Genomic DNA, 23593 nt, shown 5'->3' with positions numbered 1-23593 from the left:
CATTTACGATTTAGAAACTAAGGCTAACGGTCTCTCTTTAGTTTTATTAAAGGATGTTCCATTCAGGTTTCGATATAACCCTTTTTGTTTGATTAACTCTTCATGCGTTCCTTGTTGAACAATTTTCCCTGCGTTCATCACCATAATGATATCCGCATTTTGAACGGTAGATAAACGGTGGGCGATCACAATTGTTGTTCTACCTTTCATCAATTCCTCTAATGCTTCCTTCACGTGATATTCGGTCTCCCCATCTAAAGCAGAGGTGGCTTCGTCGAGTAACAGAATGGGAGCATCCTTTAATATGGCCCGGGCAATGGCCATTCTTTGTTTCTGACCGCCGGATAGCTTAATGCCGTTTTCTCCTATCTCTGTGTCATAGCCTTTTGGGAGCGACAGAATAAAATCATGAATTTCTGCACTGATCGCTGCCTCGACCATTTCTTTTTCAGTAATATTTGGCCGGGCAATGAAGAGATTGTCGCGAATGGTTCCCGCAAACAGAAATGTTTCTTGTGGAACATGGGCGATGGAGCTTCGCAATTTGGAAGGTGAAAGCTCCTGAATCGGTTTTCCGGCGATCCGAATGACACCCGATTGCGGCTGATAAAATCCTTGCAACAGGTTAAATAAAGTACTTTTTCCTGCTCCACTCGGCCCAACTAAAGCAACCACTTTTCCTGCAGGAATCTCCAGATGAAAGGATTCGAACACATTATGATTGTTACCATAGCTAAAGGTAACGTCTTGAAATTGGATGGAACCGCCAACATCCAACGACAGAGTAAACGAAGGTAATTCATGAAAATCGGCTGGTTTTTCGAGAACATTGAGTACTCTTTCAAGTGCTGCCACCGATCGTTGAAATCCGGCCCATATACTTGCCATTCCTGTGATTGGATAAAAAAGATGATTGACTAAATTAAGAAATGTTAACAGCGCCCCTACCGTCAGAACATTTTTTGAAACGAAAATGGCACCTAAAGAAAGGTTGACAAGAAAGGTAATCGTCCCGATTATTTCTCCGCCCGCATTATACCAGTTCTGCAGCTTGGCATTTTCGAGCTCTAAATGAAGCAATTCCTTATTTTGTTGGGCGTATTTTTTATATTGAAGCTTTTCAAGGGTGAAGGAGCGAATGACCTGAAATCCATGAAAGGTCTCATTTAAAAGGCTGTTAATCTCACCTATCAGATGATGAATGGATCTCCCATTTTTCCGGAGCAATAATCCAAATACGACACCCGCAATGGCCGCGATCGGCGCAAAAATAAGACTGACCAAACAGAGTGTCAAATTGATATGTACCAAATAAACAAAAACGACGATATAGATAATGGGAAGTCGAATAAGACTAAGCAGATTACTTCCGATTACCCCATCGGCACCATGGATATCATTAGAAAAATGGGACATCAATTCACCTGAACGAAGATTGGAGGCATATCCCGCCGGCAGCCTTAAAATATGGTGAAATAAATGATTTTTTAAATCCATTTTCACCGCGTTGGTTGCTATCGTATTAAAATAGGTATAAGAAACATTGGAGGCGATACTGCTAAGGACAAGAAAAGCACCAAATGGGATCAGGGATAAAATTTGGTGATACCCCCCATGAAGAGCTGCATCTGTCATCTCTCCATAATACCGCGCAAAGGCAATGGTTAAGTAAATGTCCACTCCTAGTAAAACAAGAATGGCCAAATAAGCCTTCCATTGCTTAAGGATGAACGGCAATACAAAAGAAAAGGCCCTGCGAATGTCCTTCATCGTAAAATATTGATTTATGAGTGATTTGACTTGTTCTTTCATATTATGGACACTCCATACTATTAAAATTGGAACTTCCTATTTAAATGTTTTCGAAGAATGCCTGATAGAATGGGAAAAGAAAGAATCAATTTCCCCCATACATTTGCCATAAAATGTTCCGGGGTTAGTTGTTTGCCCCGTTTTTGCACGTGCTCCAGTTTTCCAATGATCCACTCTTCCTCCACCGGTTGATCTAAACCAAGGTTTGTATCACCCTTAAACAAAAAAATGGGGCGATTATGGATTGTTTTTATCTTTACAAGCCGATGGGCAATTAATTGACCCGCTTGGGAATAAAACAAGATGACATCGCCTAGTTTCAATAAGGATGGTTCACAAGGCACAAATCGGCATATATTTCCTTGTTTTATAAAAGGAAACATACTATTTCCATAAGCAGGAAGCTCCAACCAGCCATCCTTGTTTATTGTTCTTTTAAGGAAGGTTAACGTATTTTCATCCATTAACATGTTGAATCAGCCCGCACTGTTGAAGGTTTGCCAGAAATTCTTCCATATCTATTCTTATCTGTTCAGCATTTTCATTTGATGGAAATTTCTCTATCACGGATTGGGCAAGAGTTTCGGATGTTTGGACTTTATTAAGCAAGGACCAACAAAACCCGCCCATTTCATTCAATTTCGTTACCGTGAATTGATCGGTGTTGAGTATAATCCATTCTCCATCCAGTTCCGTTGCATCATAATTTCCCGTTTGAATATATTTCATCATCAAGAGATCAGCTCCCAAAAGGTATTGTTTTTTTGGAAATGGAGTTCATACACAGGTACATTCTTCACTAACATCGTCAATAATTTCATGATGGTTTTCGTCTCCTCTTGACTATGCGGCCAGAAAAAGACTTTATCCATTAAGTGAATAAAAGAATCGGATTTTGGTATTATGATTCTTTTATTTTGAAGGGATTGTTTAAGGATCTGTATGCTTGATAATTTGATGTTTCCTTCAAAACGATCTGCATCCAGTTCACTCCTGAATGGAGAATTAAACACCATTACCCCTTCTGGAGTAATTTTGACAAGCGTTGCTTCATCCGATAGAAGTTGACGTGGAAACGATAGTTTTGCAGCCGTCGATTTCCCTGCACCCGATTGACCGGCAAAAATATGGGCCATTCCCTTTTCAATGACACATGAAGAATGGATTAACAGGCCCCAGTTTTGATAGACGAGGAAGGCACTGTATAAATTCATTAATGCGTGTTTTAAGGCGAAATCATTAAAAACTGATATTGTCGCAGACTTATAGTCCGAATCGACCTCAATAAGATAATCAGCTCGGATGTAGGTAATTTTATTAGGTTGTTTGTTGATTCGCACTTCATAGTCAGTAAAAGGCACACCGTATCCGTCATTAATTTGGATAGTGAGATCTGGTTGCTGAATTTTAACACCTTTGTAAGAATGGAAATTTTTTAAAAACGTTTGATTTAGGCTTTTTGTTTCACAATTTATTTGGATAAAGTGGTCGCCAATTTTGGTGTAGATCTCTTTCATATTGGCCTCCTAAGGAAAAGTCATTAAATTTATGTAGATGGGAAGGCAATGGAAATGTTCCCATTTGCCCTCCCGTTTGTGAAGAAATTATGGATTTACTTTTGGATTACACTGGCCAGTTCCTATATTGCCATTTCCATTGCCTTTCTTATTCCCATTTCCAGGGGTTCCTGCTCCACATGGTTGTGGATTTGGGTTAGTGTGTGGGAAATGGATCCCACCATTTCCTGGTGATGCCGGATTTTTCCCTTTTCCAGGATTCCAGCTATGTCTGGTTTCAAATTGGATTGGTTGATGGCTTAAGACTGTTGGTTTGGAATAGACTTTTTCTTTTATCATAAATTCACCTCCTTAACCACCCTTCACCAAGTTCATTATAACGAACAACAAAACTAAAAAAATAAAACTTCCTCTTTCTAATATATAAACAAATGCCATAAATTAAAGTTTTGTCCCTTCTACCTGAATATTATAGATCATAATTAATTCTTTTTAAAGAACATGTTTTCGACAAAAATCTATTTAATTCGAAAATACAATCGATTGCTATTCTTAGATGATTTACAAAATAAATTTTCCTAAAACAGCTTATTTCATTAGTTCAATTTGGACAGGATTATATCATGATTAAATTATAAGAAATAGTAGTAAAGGATGAACATAATGAAAAAATATTTTTTTATAATTGCAATAACGCTTTCTTTGTTAATTTTCTTAGTATCTGCTACTTTTACTAACTCGCTTGTCCAGGCTCATGCAGAAAAAACAAAAATAAGTTCCAAATATGTATTAGAGTTAAGTCGCTGGGGTATTTATAACGATGCTACACATGCTGAGGAAACAACAAATGGATTGAATAATGCTTTGAAATGGGCTCATCAACAAGGCTACACTACATTTGTTGTTCCAGATGGGATTTATTTGATTTCAAAAGATGGACAAATCAATATGGTCAGCAATATGGTCTTTGAATTAAGAAAAGATTCAGTCTTTCAAAAGGAAACAAATGGAAACAAGGATTATGTTCTTCTTTATGTAGGACCCGGGGTAAACAATGTCACCTTAAAAGGTGGAACCTACGAAGGAGACAAAGATACACACGATTATAAAGCAGTAAAATCAACACATGAAGGGGGATATGGGATTGTTACGAGCGGCGCAAGTAATGTAACTATTGAGGGAATTAAATCCACTCATTTTACAGGGGATGGCTTAGCAATTGGTTCTATGGGTAAACTCATCAAAGAATTTTATGCGAAGAGTTTTATACCTGGATCCGTGAATACTGAAGGAAAGCTTGTAAACGACTCCTCAAAAATAAGGTTGGAAAAGATTCCGCTAACTGACAGGTATTTTGAGATTCAAAATACTTTTCAATTCCTTCACCAACAAAATATGCCAATTAAAGACTATACTGCTTACTTTTACAAATCAGATGGGACATTTATAAAGAGCGTCGATTCAAAAGAAGAAAACAAACCGGTTGGATGGGGCTTGATACATATTCCCAAAAATGCTGCTTATTTCAATGCCGTATTTAATACGCCTTCTGTTCCAAATAATGTGTATATCGAATTTTGGATGCAAGGCGTTTCAAAAAACGTAACAGTCAAAAATTCTGAATTTGCGTTTAATCGCCGCCAAGGTATTACAATTGGAGGTGCGCAAGATACTATTATCCTTAATAACAAGATTCACGATATGAGAGGTACGGCCCCTCAATCAGGAATTGATGTTGAAGCTGGTTATAACTTAAATAACCGTATTAAAATCAAAGGAAATATTTTTTATAACAACCAAGCCTATGACTTAATTTTATATGATGGCAAAAATGCCACCGTTGAAGACAATTCTTTCTCTTCCAAGTCGATCGGCCTTGCCATATCCGAACCTTTCAAATATGCAGAGGTTAAAAATAATACATTTAAAGATGCAAGAATTTACGCATACAATGATGCAACTTTTATATCAAATAAAATGGAAGGTGGTTTAGCTGCTTTCCTTGGAAACAATATTAAAATAAATGGTATGGAGTTTAAAGATACGTTAGTCAATTTGGCTAGCTCCACTCCATTCGGCATTGAGGCTTCCAATATTACTGTCAAAAACACAAAGAGAGAACAAACTCAATTCGGAGTAAATCGAAATCCAATACATTTGAAAAATGTTACGATTACTGGCCAGGCTGCCTTGGATAGTTTTAGTGGCAATGCAGCAGATGGAAGCACCTTTGTTAACTTAAAAGTAATCGGATATGAACGGACCCAATTACCAAGGGGTACTTACAGTAACTGTGAATTTGAGGCGGCTGAAGGCAAATATGGAGTGGCCGTTAACAATTCCGGTCATTACGAATTCAGTCATTGTAGATTCACATCATTTAGAGGTGGATTTGAAACGAATAAAGTGCACGGAATGCCTGACAGTGTCACCCTTAAGAATTCAACAATAAAAGTATTAGGAAATAACAGTCCTGGTGTCTCCATACAAGCAGGTAAAAAAGTCAGCCTTGAAAATAACACTATTGAAACAGGTACATTTCCTTACAAAACAATTGCCATTATCCAAGTGGGAGATTATTGGAAAAAGAATAGTATTTTTAGCGTTTCAAATTTAACAATAGAAGGAAATACATTAAGATCTGAAGACAAAGAAGCCGTTGGTATCTCTACGATTTTTGTAGGTAAACATTCTCCTTCATTTTTGATTAAAAATAATAAGATTTTTAATGAGAATTTGGAATTAAAAGCAAATGATATTAATCGAAACAATAAACTCCATTAAAGAAACAAGAGCCCTTTCTTAGTTGAGAAGGGCTCTTAGTATTTATTTATAATGATTTTAGTACTCGTAGCAAATTACAAGATCAAGAAATTTTTTTACTCACTCGCTATATCCAATATAAAAAATCTAGTAAACTTGTCCAACCATAAAAAATTCTAAAACATATTATAATTTGACCCACCATTATGGGATTTTAAAAATAAAATAATTAAAATTGTCTCAGACCATAATGACAAATCTAAGATTAAATCGAAAGGAAGTGTAAAAAGATGTATCTTATCGAACTTGATAAATGGAATATAAAACAAGGCTTACCTACAAAACCTTATACAGATGCAAATTTTTATATGGCAGATGCAAATATTCAAGGGATTAATAATGCCATACAGTATGCCTATAGCAACGGGTATGACGGTGTAATTTTACCTAAAGGCCAATATGCCCTATGTTATCCAAGAGAAATAAAATTGGTTAGTAACATGATATTTAACTTAAATGGTTCAACTTTAAAAGTAATTTATGATTCTGATAGAAAATCACCGTTTGATATTCGAACAACTACCGATTATTACAACTTTGTAGGGAACAGCATCGTTTTTGATAATGTAACGAATGCTTACCTTATTAATGGAACTATTATTGGTTGTAGAGATGATAGGAGCTTTTCAAATCCTACAGAAGTTGCTGTAGAAAGCAGTTATGGTATCGTAATTTCAAAAGGTACAAGCTATAGTTCTGTTAAAAACTGCGTTGTTAGAGATTATATGGGTGATAATATTACTTTTACCAGTGATTCCATTGCAGGTTATGCGGAATTTAATCAAGGACTTACGTTGAATGCATTAGACTATTCAACAGGCCAGCCAGTTGCATCTACTAATACAGTCATTACACGGTTTATTGACCTACCTCAAGATTTGAAATATAACTCCATTATGGTAACTGGTGCAGGATATTCTCGACTTACAAATCTTGTATCAAAGGATTTTGATATATTTTTCTATGGTCAAAATAACAACTTTATTGGCGCTATGAAAAAAAGAAAAATATATACTGACATATCAGTACCTGTAGGAGCAACAAAGTTTAGATTGTTATTTTATAACGAAACAAATCCCTCTAAATATATGCAAATAACAATAAGATGGGGAAGCATACCACATCATAACGTTGTAGAATTCAATGAAATATATAATGGGCACCGGGGGGGTATTTCTTTAGGAGGAAGTTATAATATCATCCAGCATAATGTCATTAGAGATAATGGTAAGGGTTTGGTGAGGTTCCTAGATGGAAAGCCTATTTTTAATGACCCAACAAGATATTCGATTAATCAGGAAGATTCATATGGAGATAACTGTGTAATTAGAAATAATCTCATTTATGGCAGTTATCATGGGATATTGGTCGGATGCTATTCTATTCAAATCGAAAATAACCACATTTATAATATTGATAATATAGCTATTAATCTGTACTCTTTGTTGGATGCAACAATAAAGGGCAATTTTATTTACAACTGTCAAAACAATATAGGTCTTATGACTTCAAATTTTGATGCTGCCAATGTCAAGATTTTAGGAAACAGTTTTCATGGCGGCACGACAAATATTAATAACACTACTTATGAAATTCTACTAGCTAAAAATGACTTTGTTAACCCCACATTAATTGTTACTGGTGACAGTTGCAGGTTTATCAATAATCATATTAGTTTCACCGTACCCACTTCTTCCGCACCTAATATCCAGGCAACCAAAATCGAGAGTTGTACGTTTAAAGCAACTTCTCTAACTGAGTTTACTTCTACTGTCTATCAGTTTGAAGGATGTTCTTTTGAAAATGTTATGGTTCGTACTCAATCCCTCAACTATCTAACTCAATCTGAAAAAGTTTTATATCACATGTGTATTTTTACTAACAGTGTCATTAGAAATCATTTATTCAATGGTAAAGCTCGATTTGTGACGGTTTCAAAATCAAAGTTGATAGATACCACAGTATTAGTTGGAATTACTAATATTGATAATCAAAATCCATTTATATCTTTAGAGGATTGTGAAATTACAGTAAATACATTAACCAGCATATTTTCCTCTGACACAAACAGATTATATACCACTTTTAAAGCAGAAAGGTGTTACATTGTAATAAACAATTCTAATTTCTCCTATCTTCTCAAATCAGGAAGCGGATTAGCAGTTAACCAGTTAATCCTTAAAAAGTGCATTATTGAATACAAAGGAACGGCCCCACTTCAACTTAATTACTATAGTAATAAAACACAGATTAAAAATTTCATATCCGCAGATAACAAATTTATTAATATAAATCTTCCTGCTCAAGATCCCGGAGTATATATTGGCTATGATCCAGATTACAAATTCAAGCAAATTGTTACACTACAACCTGAAGGTGCTCAATATTCAGTAACAATTACTCATAATTTGAATACTATAGACCCATATGTATTGTGTCTTTCACCACAATCGCAAATTATATACCCAAATGTGTTGATTAATGATTTAAATTCAATTACTATTCAATACTCAGTAAATATCCCAATTGGTGTCACAATCACAAAATTATAGAATAAATATTTTCAGTAGACAACTAAATAAAAGTTAACAAAAAAAATTAATTAAAAACAAGAAATGTCGTCCTTTTTCCGACATTTCTTATTTTATAATTTTCTTAACACAATATTTTAAAAGTAACATTTCAATTAGGTCCCTGAAATATTTATAAATTACTATAGAATTAATTATTGACCGACAGGTAATTTACTCTTTCCAAATTTATTTCTTCCGAAGATTTTCTCCAAAATACCCATAAAAATCCCATGTAAATATTTAAACTCATTGGTGCGGTAAAAAATAATTGTATATAAAATGTTTGGTATCAATAGACAAATCAATCCCTTTATAACAAGAGAAATAAACCCTCTATTTGTTAAAAATAAATCACAAAGAAAATTAGTTGTAAAATAGTTGAATAATCCAATGACAACAAAGTAAGTATATTTCAAATAATAAAGACTTACCGGTTTTTTAAATACTTGTTTATAAACTAAATAAGGAGCAATCCAAAATGGTACGGATAATGTACTTATTAACGTTCCTAAAAAAACACCTGCAATTCCAAAGTACTTAACCAAAAAAATGGAGGCACCAAGATTTATAATAGCTTCTAAAAAAGGAGCATATCTGTCATCATGAAATATTCCTGAAGTAGTTTTAACCATGGAGATGGACCTTCGCATGCCTGAAACAAAAAAGTTGATCATTAGAATCAACAGTACGCCTTTACCCATAAGAAAGTTTGCACCTAACCAGAAAGTAATAAATGGTTCCAAAATAATAGACAAAAATATTGTAAAAAATGAGTAGACCCAAAAATTCACCAGCATTGTAACATTAAAGATGGTAAATATTTTTTCTTCACTTTCTTCAGCTACTAGGTTGCCTACACTATATGTAATATTATCGAAAAATTGGTTTATAAAAGTTCTACAAATATTAATTAACATATAATAATTTGAATATAAACCAACTGCTTTGATACTAACAAATGTAGCTATTACCATATTATCAGTACCAAAAACAGCATAACCACCAATATTATGTAAAATGAGAGCTTTTACATTTTTCACAATATTATCTTTTGTTACTTTATCCAGACTCCCTGAGAGTTTATTTTTTAAAAGCGGGAACATTTTATTAGCTATAAAAGATAAAAAGGTAGAGGTTGTTATTGTAATTAATATATCTACGATTAAATATAAAATATAATTTTTTGTAAGGTATAAAATTCCCATTTTAATGCAGGTAGCTATAATAGAAGAAATTGAATACACGCTAGTGACAACATATCCTTTTTGACATACATTTAAAAACGAAATTTTGTATGAAAACAAGTATGACGAGGCAGTATTTATCAAGAAAATAATGTATATTAAACTTAAATTATTTATTTGAGAATCTTTTATAAAGTACCCTATAAATGGGAGTAATATCAAACCAAGTAATAAAACAACTACAGCGATTGCAATATATGCTTTTTTATAAAAATTCATAAGAGCATTAATTTTTTCCTCATTACCTTCTGCTACCGGCTTATAAAGATTATAAATAATAGCTGCTCCAATTCCTCCCTCTGCCAAGGAAAGCATTCCAAGAATATTAGAAAAAAGGCCATTAACCCCTAAGTATTCCGCGCCTAAATAATTAACGAACACACTTCTTGAAATAAAGCCCAATAACGTAATAATAATCTGGCTTCCTATACCTGCTGTTACATTTAAAATAGAATTTTTTACTCTCATTTTTTTCTCCCTACAATAGGAATTAATTACTCAGAACTTAAAGTTTTCTGGTTAAAAATAAAAAAAGATACTCATACATTGAAGTATTGTATCGTGTTAAGCTGTTTAATCCAATTTAGAAAAATGGTTTAAATAATTTTTGCTCTTATTTGACTTAAATATTTTTTATCTTTTATATCTCCAACACCTATACCTGCACCTGCTTCACATACATATTTATTATCAATCTTAATTTTATTTTTAGCTTTTCTTAAATACCATTCGTATTCAATGTCTACATGTCCAATATCTATTGCCTGATATCCAAGTTTATAAAGGTCATAAGCAAGAATGGTTGCAGTAGGGCCTATTGCCAATAATATTAGCTTTGATTTATCACTTTTTTTCGCTTCTTCGAGGATTTGATTATATTGAAAAAAGGCATCTTCTTCTGGAACTAAGATTCTTTCTATAGAAATTGCATTATCAAATAAATCATTTCCTACTCCTAATCTACTTTTATTTCCCTCTATTATTACTATTTCTTTTCCTTCCCATAACAACTTTAGTTTTGATAACCATATACCACAATTTGATTTATCTTTAAAAGGATAATAAAACCTTGAAATAAAGGAATTATAATAAAATTTTTTTTTATCCAAAAGTTGGTACCAGGCTAATCTATTCTTTGCAATATGTAAAAGCCAATAGGATCTTGGTTCATCTGCTAATTCAGATAAATCTTTAAAAACTTCAGGCAAACAGACTAAAAAGTTATCTTCTGGATTAACTAATATTTCTTTTAATCTTCTGGATAATAATAAATTTGCCTTTTGGAAAGTAATACTTTCATTTTTTATTAATTTAAATTCACCATCTCCGTATCTACATATGGATGCTTTTTTATTAATTATTTCCTCTAATGTATCATCAATAGATTTAATTAATGGAGCTTTATATATATTCCTTATAATGTAATCTCTAATTATTATTGTTTGATTCATCATTTTATTTCTAATGTCAACAAATTTATTCCATAGAATAACCAATATTTTTTTTACTTTTATCACTTTTCAAAACTCCTCTTTTTATTGTTTTAGTTGAAAATCAAATACCGAAAATTTCCAATTAAATAAAATGAGAAATATTTTCACTAAACATCTTTTAATAATAGGGGATAAAATTTAAATATAAGCGATAAATAATATAAATATTCTTTAATATTACTACATGGGTAAAAAGGTCCAATTTCTTTTAAACTTTCTTTAATCATTGGATAATTAACAATCCTTTTCAACTCATTTTTAATTTCCTTATTTTTACGATTCTTTAGATTATTTAACATAAGTCTATATATATTATTTATATTGTAATTTGCCATATCTTTTTTAAAATGTTTATGCTTTAGTAGTCCAAATTTTTGTGATAATTGTTTTTTTATTTTGTATTGAAGTACTAAGTTACTTTCCAAGTGTGGTTTATAATCAGTCTTCATCAAACTCTTTGGATTATTTACAGTGTAAAGATAAAGGATGTCGGATATAGCATAAAGTCTTTTCGATTCCAAGAAAAACTCTAAATTAAAAATAGTATCCTCCCCAATAAAAATTTGCTCATTAAATTGAATATTTTTTTCTTTTATTAAACTTAATTTATATATATTCCTCCATGCAAAGCAAAGATCATTATTGAAATGTAGTTTTTTTGAACTTAATACAAATTCAACTCCATTCATAATAGTATTTAATTTAAACATAGGAGAAACCTCATTATTATTAGGTATGGTCTTATATCCACTAATAACAGCATCACATTCTTTTTGTTCTGCGATTTCGTATAGTTTTGTAAAATAATCTACACAAATTTGATCATCAGCATCAATAAATACAATATACTTACCTTTAGCAATCTTTATTCCGGCATTTCTGGCACTACTTGGTCCTCCGTTATCTTTATGAATAACCGTTATTCTTTTTTCATAATTTGCAAAATGATTACATATTTCACCACTGTTATCTGAAGAACCATCATTCACAAGAATTAGTTCAAAATCAGAAAAAGGTTGTTCTAATATAGTTGTTATGCTTCTTTTCAAATATTTTTCAACATTATAGATTGGCAAGACTACAGAAATTGAAGGATTCTTATTTATCATTTTTATCTCCTTCCAAGGATATATTACTTTCAGAAAATAGTTTCGATTTATAGACAAAGATTTAATTGTTTACAAAAATATATAAATATCCATAGATACTTTCTAATCTATTTTTTTATATTAAAAAAACTCCTGCTATTATTAAGATGGAGTTTAAAATTCATTAAAGAGTTTCCTTTTAATGTTAAATATTTTCATAGTTCAATTGAAGGTTTCTCTATATAAACAAAACAGATCCTTGCAATTAATAATGACAATAACAATGAAATTAATATGATTAAAGGTACTGGCAATGCAAAATACAAAAATCGAACCATTGTGAACAATACAACAGGATGAACTAAAAAAAGACTATATGAAATTTCTCCCAAGAAACGGACAGGTTTCCATGATAAAGTTTTTGAAAAAAACTTTAAACTTAAAGCTAATAAAATAATTAACCCTGCACCAAAGACTATAAACCAATCAATCAAAATACTGTATAATAAATAATCCATATTTCCGTCAAATTTGGCAAGAATCATAAAAGGTATTTGAGGATAGTTGAAAAATAAAATAGAAAAGCAAATCAAGATTAATAAAAATTTTAAATTTAAAACTTTTCTTGTAAGATAATCTCTATACTTAGCAAGCAATGATCCTACAATAAAAATAGAAGTATAATGTAAGGTAATAAAATAATTTGTTGAAACAGTTGTATTGAACTCTGTTGGAAAGTGCTTTATAAAGAAAAAACTAACACCCGATAATATGAAGGCAAAAATAATACTATATTTCCAATTAATTCGAATCAATAATAATACAACAAAAGGTAAGATAATAGAGATTCTCATTTCATGAACTAATGACCAAATTACCATAACGAATGTATTAGCATCATATTCTCCTAAAAAAAAATATGTGGTTCATAATTGTATTAAAAGAAGTTTTATTATTCCATAATGCCCAGTTTACCAACCCTGGAATATTTCCAGTTTTAGATTGAAGCATTGTTTTTAATAAAACAGCTATTAAGATAATTAATATGTAAAGGAATGTAAATCCTAAAAACCCTTTTAATAATATATCCTGAATAAGATATCTGTCCAGTCTTATAAATAGGTAAAAATAAAACAAACCCACTCAATAAAAAAAACATAATCACAGCTGCATGTCCATTCCACATAAAAGAAAAAGCATCTCCAGCTTTAGAGTTCATAATGGGACCATCTAAATATGGAAATAGTTCCAAAAAATACACATTTAAAACCATTAAAGCTGCAATGTCCCTTAGTGAATCCAGCTCGTTATACCTGGTTAACATTTTAACCCCCTTAATTTTCGAACCTTAATATTATGATAATAGGAAGCAATTATTCTATTTTGAACATGAAAAATCATTTCCCAGTAATAAGTTTTTTACAATTAACAAAAAAGACCGCGGAAAATAGTATTATCGTTTTAATTTCCAGGTGTTTAGCTGCTAGCCTAATTCCTAATTTACTCTTAACAAATTTAAAATATAAATTATAATAGGATAATTTCCCTCTAAGATTGCAATTATCAAATTTAATTTGTTGTTTTATATAATAGGCTGTACCTTTGGGGTTTTTTGCAAAAATTGTTTCCATATTTTTTGTTAAACCATCTTCAAGATAATTGCTAATATAAATGGTTTTATTAAACCATCTGATTTTGTAGCCATCCGCAGCCATTCGGTTCCATACTGTTGCTTCCGTTATAAATTTTTCCCCGTCAAATTCAGCAAATTTATATCTTTTTAGTATATTGGTATAAAAGATCTCTGCCTTATCACCTGTAATATTTTTTTTGTTCCGTTCAAGTGAAGTTGCATCTATAAATTCCCCGTCAAAAGTTGTTCCCCAGAAGTCATTTTTATTTTTTCCTCTATTTCCTGATACACCACAAAATTCCTCTTTATTCTCTAGTGTACTTTCCCATTTCACAATATTTTCTAAGGCGTTGTCAGTTAAATAATCATCAGAATCAACAATAAAAAACATTTCTCCTGCTGCTAAATCCGTAGCCCTATTAATCGCCCTATGTTTTCCCCCATTTTCTACTTTATAATATCTAATCGGAAATTTATTACATTCCTTTAACCAGGAATTAAACAATTTATTAGTATTATCCGTTGATCCATCGTCAACTACTAACCATTCAAAATCTGTAAAGGTTTGTTTTTGTAAGGATCTATACAAGTTTTCTATTATATATGCTCTATTAAAAGTCGGAGTAAAAACTGTAATTTTCATAGTACCTAACTCCTTTATTTAAATGAAATTTCCAAATTCTTTATACACTCACTTTTTTTCTATTCTTAATAAACCTATAAATATTTGGTAAAGGGGCCCTTAAAAGGGATCCTAATTTCCATTTTAAATAATTTTGTTTTTTAAACACATGACCATCAACTGCTATTAGCCATTGGTTATCATTCATCTCTAGTTGATCTATATGGTGTATTCCATCTTTTCTCCAGTCATCTTTCTTATCTGAACCATTTAAGATGATAGAAATTTCCTCTTCTTGATACTCGTATTCTGAGAGTTTATTAATTTTAAAAGATCTTACCTGTTTACCGTAATAGGGTTCACTATCTTGAGTAAATCTATAGATAGTATCTTTATTAATGATGACCCTGCCAGCTGGCCTAGAAATCTTATTGTTATTTGATATTAAAGGGCTTAAAGAATGTTTTAACCAGGTCCCCTCAATTTTATCCGAATGAAAGAGATGTAAATCTCCATTTGGCGTACCAACAAACATCCACCATTTTCCACTATAATAAAATACCGTTGGATCTATATATTTTCCCTTAACTAATCCACTTACCTTTTCCCACTCATACGGAAAATTTTTGGCTTTATATAAAAAAACTTGATCGGCTTCCGAAGATTCTGGAATCATATAAAATTCATCATTATGAATAAAAACATGGGGATAAGACAAATGATATTTTTCTTTTAAAACAATCTTTTGATATTCCCATTTTTCACCGTTAGAACTTATCGCTAAGCCAATTTCTCCACGTTCCGTTCGTTTATTAAGAACCTCAAAAAATAAATAGATCTTTTTGTTATGTGTGACCATAAACGGATCCGCAACAAATTCAGCAGGGACATCCGAAACATCATCTGCTTTAATTGAAGGGGAATTAAAAACACACTCATTTGGTTTTTCCGAGGATATTAAGTTAGAATTAAACACTTTTATTGACCATATCGCTAAATCTATTTCTTTTTTTAGAATACTCACCTTTTGGTCACTCCTAAGATATTGAACGGAATTTTTTATGTTCCTTTAAAATAATTCCATATAAATTTATAACTCTAATGCAAAAACCTTGTGTAAAAGGGAGTATATTAAAATTCATGGAATAAACTCCTATGTCTTTCGTGTCTCCTTGAGAAAAATCAACAGCTCCACTTCTTCTGGTAACACCCATTAAGAATTTTATAGCTTTATCAGTACTGTCAAAACATTCTTTTGAAATTTCATTAATCCTTGCTGCATTCAACATAAACCATCCTAGGGTAGCTGTTGCGGAGGAATCTGGTCTTGATTCATTTCGAGTAACCGTCCAGTTCCAACTTCCATCTTCCTGTTGAAATTCCATAGCAGCTTTTGCAAACCTTTTAACACAATCCTCTAGTTTAAATTTACAATTATGATTTTTTGGCAGATCGTTCCATGCGTCTATAAGGCCTATTGCAAACCATCCAAGACCTCTGCCCCATCCATACAAACCTATAGGAGCTTTATTCTTTATTTCATAGGTATGGCATGGGATGAAATAATTTTCTAACAATCCAAATTGTACATATTCATTTATCTGTTTTATTGCTAATTCAATGCATTCATTTTTGTTATATTCAATACCGTATCTAACTAGGAATGGGCAGATAAAACCAATCGTATCAACATATCGGTAGGTTTTCATTGACTTTCTGTATTCAACCGTTCCATCTATTCCTATATGATCTTTTATTAGTTCCCACGTGTAATCAAAGGCTTTTTTATATTTATTTTTATCTATGAAATCTAACTTCATGACCGCATAAGCAAGTAGTACTGAATCAATATGCTTTGGCTTATCGATCCAATCACCATTGGAGTTAAATTTTAAATCCAGGTAATCTAATATTTCATTTTTCACTTTTTCATCTGTTTCTGATTTTAAATATTCGTTTAACCCTAAAAGCAATGATCCCTCTTGCCAATGTTGAATTGTGCTTTTTGAATAATTTCCTTTTAACATATCAATAAAAATTAATCTGGTATTATCCGTAACTTTGATTTTAGGAGTATTTTTTAACCATACTGTGCCTTTTGGGATAATAGCCCTATTCCACTTTGACACATCATCATATCTCCCAATGTGCACACGTGATATCCAATCATTTAAAATCGGAATTAAATCAATGAATATAATTAGGAGTAAAATAATAATTATTATTGCAATCAAGGCTTGTAAAATCATGATTTTAGTTATTTCCTTTCATTAATCTAAATTAAATCTTTATTTTACATATCCAATGGAGCTTCTCAAATCATCTGACATTTTATTCGCCATATCCATTGTAATACCTCCGCCTAAAGTCCAGCTCCAATCATATATAGGTGAAGTTTTTAATTTTATATTATGTTTTTCGATATAATCTTTTGTTTTTCCTATAATCCTCGCAGGATTTCCACCAACTATAGATCCCTCTGGGATTGATTTAGTGACTATACTGCCTGCTGCTATTACTGCATTTTTTCCAATAGTAATACCGGGCATTATTAAAGCCCTTGCCCCAATAAATACGTTATCCTCAATTATAATTTTTGCGATTTTAGTGTAGTCGAGATATCTTTTGGTACTGGCGTCATGGGCAAGTAAATAAACTTGTGGAGCAAACGTTACATTATCACCTATTTCTATCAACCAGCAATGTGCATAATCTATCGTGCAACCAGTTAATCCATGACAGTTTCTGCCTACTTTCATTCCTTTTTCTATGCATGCTTTTACTGTAAGATCTTCGGGAGTTGTTTTACCGAGACGTATCATAAGAAACTTTATAAATCGATCAATCATGAACATTCACCAACTTTCGCCGACAATAAAAAATCACTCATAGAGAGTGACTGAGAAAAGGCATTCTAATTTTTTAGCATTCAATAAGCTGATATAATTTTTTAATTTCGTCCTCAGTTCCGTAATATTCTTCTTGCAAGTTGTTAATTAACTTATTCCTTAACCCTTTATCATTAATTAATTTTTCAAGATTGTTTGCTACTGATAAAGAATCCATATTAGATATTACGCCATTTTTGCCATCGATTATATGATTGCTTGAAGTATCAAAGTTCGTGATAAGGATTGGCTTTGCCAATACTTTAGCTTCTTCAATGGAAATAGATTTACCTTCAAATCTTGAGGTTTGTATATATATGTCTGACTGCTTAATGTAGGGATACGGATTTTCCTTTAGTCCCATTAAGACTACTTTCCCCTCTAGTTTCTTTGCCCTTATGCCTCTTTCTAATTCCCCTCTTATATTTCCTTCGCCAATTAAATACCAGTTAACAAGATAGCCTTTTTTAATTAGGATTTCAATTGCATCTAATGATATATCTAATCCTTTTTCTTTAGCTAATCTTCCAACGGATATAATAGAAGTAATATAATCGGAAGTTTTTTTTATATCAACTACCTCTAAAGACATTTTTTTTATCATATTAGTTGAAATAATATTATGGATACACCGTATTTTCCCATCAATGTCAGGAAAAATTTCTTTAAGTTTGTTTACTAAATCATCTGAAACAGTCACTAAAAAATCCAGGTTGTTAAAATAAAATCGATCTTTTTCTTGGTTGATTCCTAATTTATCATAATCAGTATGAATCCAACCGATTTTCTTTTTAGCCTTTACCTTATCTACACAAAAATAAATTGGACTTTTTTCTTGAAAACCAATTGCTACATCATATTCCTTTTTAATCCCATCTAAAGAGTTCGAAAGATGCTTCCATAATCTTTGCTCAACTATTGAACTATTTTTTTCCATTTTGGCTAAATATCCCAATCTCATTCTATTTAATGCTACTTTAATATTTCCTTTCGAAACTAACTCCTTTAGAGATTTTTTTATTGGCATGTCAAAATATTTATAATTTGTCGGTTCAGGCAATAAATTCACTTTTTTGGGAATCTTATTCATGAATATGCCTTCATGTTTAAAAAGAAATAAGTCTACATTATATTTCGAGTAATCAATTGATTCCAAAAGAGAGATGATAGCTTTTTCAGCCCCGCCACAATTTAAATTATTTGATATAAATAATATTTGTTTTTTCATATTATCACTCGTTTAATATCCCATATAATTTATTTACTTCTTCTTCGGTTCCTAACTTTTGATGTGATAAATTTAACATTAGTCTTTCCTTTAGTTCATTGTTATTAATTAGTTTTTCAATTCCAATAAATAATCCCTCTATATTCATATTTACAATAAGTCCATCTTCTTCATGACTTATTTGGTCTTTTGCCGTTTCAAAGTTTGTTACTACTATGGGTTTACAAAGTATTTTTGCCTCATCTAAGGCAATTGATTTACCCTCATATCTAGAAGGTTGGACATAGATGTCAGCTCTTTTTAAAAATGGATATGGATTTTCTTTAACTCCTAATAATTTAAAATGATCACTAATACCATTTTCTTCAATCATTTTTTGGAGATTCATCCGTTCTTTTCCATCCCCAACCACCAACCATTTTACTTTATATCCCTTTTTCAGCAATATTTTGCACGTCCCTATTGCAAGATCAATGCCTTTTTCCTCACTTAATCTTGCTAAAGTAACAATATAAATAGAATCGTGCTCGTAGGAAAATCCCTCTAATTCATCCTTATTTGATAATTGATAAATAATTTCTGGTGATACAATATTATAAATTACTCTAACCTTATTCTTTAAATTTATAAAGTTTTCTTTTAAAGATTTTGCACATTGTTCCGATACAGTAACAATATAGTTTAATTGTTTAAAATATGGCTCATCAAAGTGTTTATTCATTCCAGAATCTGAATAATTAGTATGAATCCAGCCAATTTTCTTTTTAGATTTCACTTTGTCGACCACATAATAGATAGAAGACTTCTCTAAGTATCCAATTGCTGCATCATATTCTTTATTTAAACAGACGAAAGTTTCACCAACATATTTCCAATTTAATTGTTCTGAAACTGCTTTATTTCTTCGCACTTTGTTTGTAAAAGTAAACATTATTCTACTTAAAGCTAATTTAAATTGTTTGTTAATAAAAAAGGCATATACTGAACTATTAAATTTTTTAGAAAAAGTTTTATAGTCATTTGTTAAATCTAGTACATTTACATCGACTGGTAAGGAGTTTATAAAGATCCCTTTTTTACTAAATAAACATAGGTCAACATTATATTTAGAGTAATCAATTTGAAGTAAAAGATTGACTAAACTTTTTTCCCCTCCACCAGCAGTCAAGCTAGGAATTACAAATAATAAATTTTTCTTCTTCATAATGAACCTCGCCTTATCCAACTAGATCTTTCAAATACTCTACTGCCTTAAGCGATTTTTTCTTAATATTAGGAATAGACCCCTGTAATTGTTGTTTTATTATTTTTTCATCACGAACCATTTGGTCAAAATTTGTTATTAATTTTTGACTATCGGAAATTTCTCTGATACCCAAAACTAACTTTTCTTCACCAAATATATCCTTTGCAATTCCTCTGGACTTAATGCTGTATCCTAAAACCATTGTTGGTACATAATTAGAGTAAGCAGCTATTGTTGCATGAGTTCTGGCACCAATAAAAAATCTCATCCTACCAATATAGCCTTTGTATTGAACGGCATTTAAATGATCTGGTAAGATGAGAACCCTTCCCGTATTCTTAAATTCTTTATAATATTCATATAAAACCTCGTAATCATTATTCCCTTCATCAATAACATGAGGGGTAAAGGCAATCGTCATGTCGGTAGTATTTAAAATATAATTAATTAGTTCTCTTATTGCTGCTTGAGATTCCATATTTCTTTTCCAAACAAGTGGACTAAAATTCAGTCCAACAGTATTTCCCTCTTGCCATCCTTTTGGCAATGCCAACTCTTCCTTTTCCATTGTAAATGCGGGATCAGCAACTAATTTGATATTTTTTATTCCTTTACTTTTTAATAAGTTATAAGTAAGAGTTTCACGAGCTAATATTAAATCGAATAACTCTAAATCTTCCATTTTTCTATCAGACAGGTCTTCCTCACCAATTGAGCATCCCCATAAAACTAACTTTTTCCCTTGGCCCTTTATTCTTCTATCAACCTCATACCATCCAGGTTGTTCTCCATAACAATAATTGTCACCTCCAATAGATAAACAAACATCTACATCTTTTATATGTTTTATAATGTTTTTATGAATTTTTCCTAACGCGTATGATTCATCATTAAAAAACTTCACCTTAAATGAAGATATGAACCAATCATATGAATAACTTTTTAATTTGGAATCAGATCCATCAAATATCGCGTCTAATTTTGGGATAACTCTATCTGTTTCTGGTCTTCCTGAGGATAAATAAACCTGTGCATTATTTATCTTTTCCTTTATCAAGCTTGTGGATGAACGAACTATTGCTTCGCAACCACGATTTAAGCTTCCTGCATGTAAAAACATCATAATTTTCATTTAAATCCCTCCTGGTTTACTTATTTCTAAATCTACTATAAGAAGTTGCAAAATACAGTCCAAAAGTAAATTTTCTTTTAATCATATTCATTATTAGTTTTTCATATCTTCCTCTATTTTCAAAAAGTTCATTATAATTTTGTAAGGCTTCTGTTACTTCTTTATTTCTAATCATATTCTTTACGTAATTAAACCTTTTTCTAAAATTCACTTCTTTGCATGGGGAAAAATAGATATGTATAAAAGAAATTACACTATTGATTAATTTTATTGACTTTAGTTTCTTTACCAAATTTTTGTCAGAAACAACTTTGTTAATTTCTGGAATGTCCATATTGTATACCTCTAGTGCTCTTTGAAAATAATCTTTTTTTGAAATATTTCTAGTTGCACTCCCATCAACCTCCTTGTAGTGATAACCGCTGTAGTTTATAAAATAGACATTTCTTGCATAGCTAAAAAATCTTATATTAAAAAGCATATCTTCCCCTAGTGCAATATTTTTGGGGAATACTAAATTCATTTCTTTGATTATTTTTGTTTTATAAATTTTATTCCAAATTGCATTTAAACAATCTGATTTTAAAAAGTTAGGAAGAATTTCCTGTTTAATATAATCTTCCTTTAATTTAACATCCTTTTGAAAAGGTAAGATTGATGTTACTTTTCGTCCATTCATTTCACTTTGAAAGTTAGATACGACTACATTACATTCATTTTTTATTGCGATATTGTATAATATTTTAAACATGTCTTCTTCAACAAAATCGTCAGCATCAACAAAACCAATATATTCCCCAGTAGCAATACGAAGCCCACTATTTCTTGCAATACTTACACCTTGGTTTTTTTGGTCTAATAATTTTATTCGGTGATCAGACCTTTGATATTCCTTAATAATATTTGCACTATTATCTGATGAACCATCATTTATAAAAATAAATTCACACTCATCAAGTGTTTGTGCTAATAGTGATTCGATACATTGAGTTATATATTTTTCTGCATTAAAGACAGGTACAATTACACTTACTTTTACACTCATATCAAATCACTCCCTGGACTAACTAATGATTTTATAAAGCTTATCTAATTCATAACTATTGCTATAATCCTTATCTCTTATATTGTTAACCAATGAATTTCTTAATTCTTGATTATAATAAAATCTCTCTATGCTATTAGCTAGGCCTGGAATACTTAAATCACAAATGATTCCCTCTACTCCATTTTCAATTTGACTGGCTGCGGTTGGGTAATTTGTGATAAGAATAGGTTTTCCTAATATTTTTGCTTCTGAAACCGTTACTGCTTTCCCTTCATATCTCGACGGCTGTACATATAAATCACAATCTTTGATATATGGATACGGATTTGTTTTTTTACCTAATAGAATGAAGCTGTTACCTAAATTATATTTATTTATCAATTCTTTTAATTCCTTTTCATATCCACCATATCCAACAACGTACCATTTAATATTAGTTAATCCTTTATCATGTAAGGATTTCAGTGCTTCTATACCCAGATCAAAACCCTTTACGTAAGACAATCTTCCTACAGAAACAATATTAAATGTATGATTCCTTCCGCTATTTAATGGAACTTCTTCTTGATAAGCCATATTCTTTATAAAATTAGGTGAAGTCAGATTTTCAATAACTAAAAGTTTCGTTTTTAAAGATGGGTACATTTTTAAAAACGAATTTGTACATGCTTCGGAAACCGATGCAATGTAATTAAATTGACTCCAAACACTTAAGTCCAGCTTATTATCTATTTCCAACTTGCTATAATCGGTATGAACCCAAGCAATTTTTGTTTTTGCTTTCACCTTTTTGGCCAGAATATCATGCGGCCAAGCGTAACTGATTGCTACATCATATTCTTTGTCTAGCTTTGGTAAGAATAGAGAAGCGTATTTTAGAGTGAGCTGCATTTGAATATATCCAGAGCCCTCTTCTAATTTTCTACTTTTAGCTTTTAGCCCTGCTACATACTTTGATAGGACTCTAACCAATGATAAGGAAAACTGCCCCTCTTTTAAGCATTGGGAAATTGATTTTCGAAACACAGTGTAGCTTTCAATTTCAGGTAAGATATTCACAGATTTTGGAACTAAACGCATGAAGTCACCTTCATGATGAAAGATAAATAAATCAACATTAAATTTTTCATAATCAAAGCTTTCTAACATGTTTATTAAACTTCTTTCAATTCCACCAATTTCCATATTGTATACTGAAATTAAAATATTCTTTTTCATCATTCATCCTCGCTCTAAAAAGGGGTAA

Annotated in this window: 21 protein-coding genes; 2 read left to right on the top strand and 19 right to left on the bottom strand. The window is 31.3% G+C overall.

All coding sequences use genetic code 11. The features are described from left to right. Positions 1–3: 3 nt before the first annotated feature. The 5 genes from AC3ANV_RS05005 to AC3ANV_RS04985 all read right to left on the bottom strand — a co-directional run bounded on the left by AC3ANV_RS05005 (position 4) and on the right by AC3ANV_RS04985 (position 3668). Positions 4–1812, bottom strand: coding sequence for an ABC transporter ATP-binding protein (locus tag AC3ANV_RS05005; RefSeq protein WP_488312567.1), 1809 nt, complete (start codon positions 1810–1812; stop codon positions 4–6). Between the two features lie 20 nt (positions 1813–1832). Further along, positions 1833–2282, bottom strand: a complete 450-nt coding sequence (locus AC3ANV_RS05000) for a S24/S26 family peptidase (RefSeq protein ID WP_488312566.1) — start codon at positions 2280–2282, stop codon at positions 1833–1835. Continuing rightward, entirely contained in the window at positions 2269–2544 is a 276-nt protein-coding gene (locus tag AC3ANV_RS04995; protein WP_488312565.1) for a PqqD family protein, read from the bottom strand. The genes AC3ANV_RS05000 and AC3ANV_RS04995 overlap by 14 nt, the downstream gene beginning before the upstream one ends. Beyond that, on the bottom strand, positions 2544–3329 hold the full coding sequence (locus AC3ANV_RS04990; RefSeq protein WP_488312564.1) for a hypothetical protein: 786 nt from the start codon (positions 3327–3329) through the stop codon (positions 2544–2546). Before AC3ANV_RS04990 ends, AC3ANV_RS04995 begins: the two co-directional genes overlap by 1 nt. Before the next feature lie 87 nt (positions 3330–3416). Next, positions 3417–3668, bottom strand: a complete 252-nt coding sequence (locus AC3ANV_RS04985; RefSeq protein ID WP_488312563.1) for a hypothetical protein — start codon at positions 3666–3668, stop codon at positions 3417–3419. 324 nt (positions 3669–3992) lie between these two features. On the opposite strand from AC3ANV_RS04985, the gene AC3ANV_RS04980 reads away from it, so the two are divergent. Both AC3ANV_RS04980 and AC3ANV_RS04975 read left to right on the top strand, forming a co-directional pair. Further along, positions 3993–6113, top strand: a complete 2121-nt coding sequence (locus AC3ANV_RS04980; protein WP_488312562.1) for a right-handed parallel beta-helix repeat-containing protein — start codon at positions 3993–3995, stop codon at positions 6111–6113. 269 nt (positions 6114–6382) lie between these two features. Continuing rightward, the gene (locus AC3ANV_RS04975; RefSeq protein ID WP_488312561.1) at positions 6383–8704 is read left to right on the top strand and encodes a right-handed parallel beta-helix repeat-containing protein; all 2322 of its coding nucleotides are present in this window, start codon (positions 6383–6385) and stop codon (positions 8702–8704) included. A 173-nt stretch (positions 8705–8877) separates the two neighbouring features. On the opposite strand, the gene AC3ANV_RS04970 is transcribed toward AC3ANV_RS04975, so the two are convergent. From AC3ANV_RS04970 to AC3ANV_RS04905, 14 genes are all read right to left on the bottom strand, one after another. Next, entirely contained in the window at positions 8878–10437 is a 1560-nt protein-coding gene (locus AC3ANV_RS04970; RefSeq protein WP_488312560.1) for a lipopolysaccharide biosynthesis protein, read from the bottom strand. A gap of 128 nt (positions 10438–10565) precedes the next feature. Continuing rightward, positions 10566–11486 carry an SP_1767 family glycosyltransferase gene (locus AC3ANV_RS04965; protein ID WP_488312559.1) on the bottom strand — a complete coding sequence of 307 codons (921 nt, stop codon included), beginning with the start codon at positions 11484–11486 and terminating at the stop codon, positions 10566–10568. An 83-nt stretch (positions 11487–11569) separates the two neighbouring features. Next, positions 11570–12571: a glycosyltransferase gene (locus AC3ANV_RS04960; RefSeq protein ID WP_488312558.1), complete on the bottom strand. Its 1002-nt coding sequence runs from the start codon at positions 12569–12571 to the stop codon at positions 11570–11572. A gap of 194 nt (positions 12572–12765) precedes the next feature. Next, positions 12766–13404, bottom strand: a complete 639-nt coding sequence (locus AC3ANV_RS04955; protein ID WP_488312557.1) for an acyltransferase family protein — start codon at positions 13402–13404, stop codon at positions 12766–12768. 143 nt (positions 13405–13547) lie between these two features. Further along, positions 13548–13874, bottom strand: coding sequence for an acyltransferase family protein (locus AC3ANV_RS04950; RefSeq protein ID WP_488312556.1), 327 nt, complete (start codon positions 13872–13874; stop codon positions 13548–13550). 73 nt (positions 13875–13947) lie between these two features. Continuing rightward, entirely contained in the window at positions 13948–14826 is an 879-nt protein-coding gene (locus AC3ANV_RS04945) for a glycosyltransferase family 2 protein (protein WP_488312555.1), read from the bottom strand. Positions 14827–14866: 40 nt separating this feature from the next. Then, complete coding sequence (locus AC3ANV_RS04940) at positions 14867–15829, bottom strand: glucosamine inositolphosphorylceramide transferase family protein (protein WP_488312554.1); 963 nt, start codon at positions 15827–15829, stop codon at positions 14867–14869. A 13-nt stretch (positions 15830–15842) separates the two neighbouring features. Then, positions 15843–17054, bottom strand: a complete 1212-nt coding sequence (locus tag AC3ANV_RS04935; RefSeq protein WP_488312553.1) for a glycoside hydrolase family 88 protein — start codon at positions 17052–17054, stop codon at positions 15843–15845. Positions 17055–17093: 39 nt separating this feature from the next. Next, positions 17094–17654 (bottom strand): acyltransferase, encoded by a 561-nt coding sequence (locus AC3ANV_RS04930; protein WP_488312552.1) that lies wholly within the window; start codon positions 17652–17654, stop codon positions 17094–17096. Between the two features lie 73 nt (positions 17655–17727). Then, positions 17728–18921, bottom strand: coding sequence for a glycosyltransferase (locus tag AC3ANV_RS04925; protein WP_488312551.1), 1194 nt, complete (start codon positions 18919–18921; stop codon positions 17728–17730). 4 nt (positions 18922–18925) lie between these two features. After that, complete coding sequence (locus tag AC3ANV_RS04920) at positions 18926–20125, bottom strand: glycosyltransferase (RefSeq protein WP_488312550.1); 1200 nt, start codon at positions 20123–20125, stop codon at positions 18926–18928. Between the two features lie 13 nt (positions 20126–20138). Further along, positions 20139–21299, bottom strand: coding sequence for a polysaccharide pyruvyl transferase family protein (locus AC3ANV_RS04915; protein ID WP_488312549.1), 1161 nt, complete (start codon positions 21297–21299; stop codon positions 20139–20141). 16 nt (positions 21300–21315) lie between these two features. Then, complete coding sequence (locus AC3ANV_RS04910; protein WP_488312548.1) at positions 21316–22344, bottom strand: glycosyltransferase; 1029 nt, start codon at positions 22342–22344, stop codon at positions 21316–21318. 18 nt (positions 22345–22362) lie between these two features. Then, positions 22363–23565 carry a glycosyltransferase gene (locus AC3ANV_RS04905; protein WP_488314142.1) on the bottom strand — a complete coding sequence of 401 codons (1203 nt, stop codon included), beginning with the start codon at positions 23563–23565 and terminating at the stop codon, positions 22363–22365. Positions 23566–23593 lie beyond the last annotated feature (28 nt).

It is taken from the genome of Neobacillus sp. DFD-2R (assembly GCF_057747865.1).
The sequence above is the reverse complement of the archived record's forward strand: the minus strand, read 5'-3'. Positions and strand labels throughout refer to the sequence as shown.

Excerpts from the sequence above, each read along its gene's own strand:
- AC3ANV_RS05005 (WP_488312567.1), bottom strand. The coding sequence starts at position 1,812 with ATGAAAGAACAAGTCAAATCACTCATAAATCAATATTTTACGATGAAG.
- AC3ANV_RS05000 (WP_488312566.1), bottom strand. The coding sequence starts at position 2,282 with ATGTTAATGGATGAAAATACGTTAACCTTCCTTAAAAGAACAATAAAC.
- AC3ANV_RS04995 (WP_488312565.1), bottom strand. The coding sequence starts at position 2,544 with ATGATGAAATATATTCAAACGGGAAATTATGATGCAACGGAACTGGAT.
- AC3ANV_RS04990 (WP_488312564.1), bottom strand. The coding sequence starts at position 3,329 with ATGAAAGAGATCTACACCAAAATTGGCGACCACTTTATCCAAATAAAT.
- AC3ANV_RS04985 (WP_488312563.1), bottom strand. The coding sequence starts at position 3,668 with ATGATAAAAGAAAAAGTCTATTCCAAACCAACAGTCTTAAGCCATCAA.
- AC3ANV_RS04980 (WP_488312562.1), top strand. The coding sequence starts at position 3,993 with ATGAAAAAATATTTTTTTATAATTGCAATAACGCTTTCTTTGTTAATT.
- AC3ANV_RS04975 (WP_488312561.1), top strand. The coding sequence starts at position 6,383 with ATGTATCTTATCGAACTTGATAAATGGAATATAAAACAAGGCTTACCT.
- AC3ANV_RS04970 (WP_488312560.1), bottom strand. The coding sequence starts at position 10,437 with ATGAGAGTAAAAAATTCTATTTTAAATGTAACAGCAGGTATAGGAAGC.
- AC3ANV_RS04960 (WP_488312558.1), bottom strand. The coding sequence starts at position 12,571 with ATGATAAATAAGAATCCTTCAATTTCTGTAGTCTTGCCAATCTATAAT.
- AC3ANV_RS04955 (WP_488312557.1), bottom strand. The coding sequence starts at position 13,404 with ATGAGAATCTCTATTATCTTACCTTTTGTTGTATTATTATTGATTCGA.
- AC3ANV_RS04950 (WP_488312556.1), bottom strand. The coding sequence starts at position 13,874 with ATGTTAACCAGGTATAACGAGCTGGATTCACTAAGGGACATTGCAGCT.
- AC3ANV_RS04945 (WP_488312555.1), bottom strand. The coding sequence starts at position 14,826 with ATGAAAATTACAGTTTTTACTCCGACTTTTAATAGAGCATATATAATA.
- AC3ANV_RS04935 (WP_488312553.1), bottom strand. The coding sequence starts at position 17,054 with ATGATTTTACAAGCCTTGATTGCAATAATAATTATTATTTTACTCCTA.
- AC3ANV_RS04930 (WP_488312552.1), bottom strand. The coding sequence starts at position 17,654 with ATGATTGATCGATTTATAAAGTTTCTTATGATACGTCTCGGTAAAACA.
- AC3ANV_RS04925 (WP_488312551.1), bottom strand. The coding sequence starts at position 18,921 with ATGAAAAAACAAATATTATTTATATCAAATAATTTAAATTGTGGCGGG.
- AC3ANV_RS04920 (WP_488312550.1), bottom strand. The coding sequence starts at position 20,125 with ATGAAGAAGAAAAATTTATTATTTGTAATTCCTAGCTTGACTGCTGGT.
- AC3ANV_RS04915 (WP_488312549.1), bottom strand. The coding sequence starts at position 21,299 with ATGAAAATTATGATGTTTTTACATGCAGGAAGCTTAAATCGTGGTTGC.
- AC3ANV_RS04910 (WP_488312548.1), bottom strand. The coding sequence starts at position 22,344 with ATGAGTGTAAAAGTAAGTGTAATTGTACCTGTCTTTAATGCAGAAAAA.
- AC3ANV_RS04905 (WP_488314142.1), bottom strand. The coding sequence starts at position 23,565 with ATGAAAAAGAATATTTTAATTTCAGTATACAATATGGAAATTGGTGGA.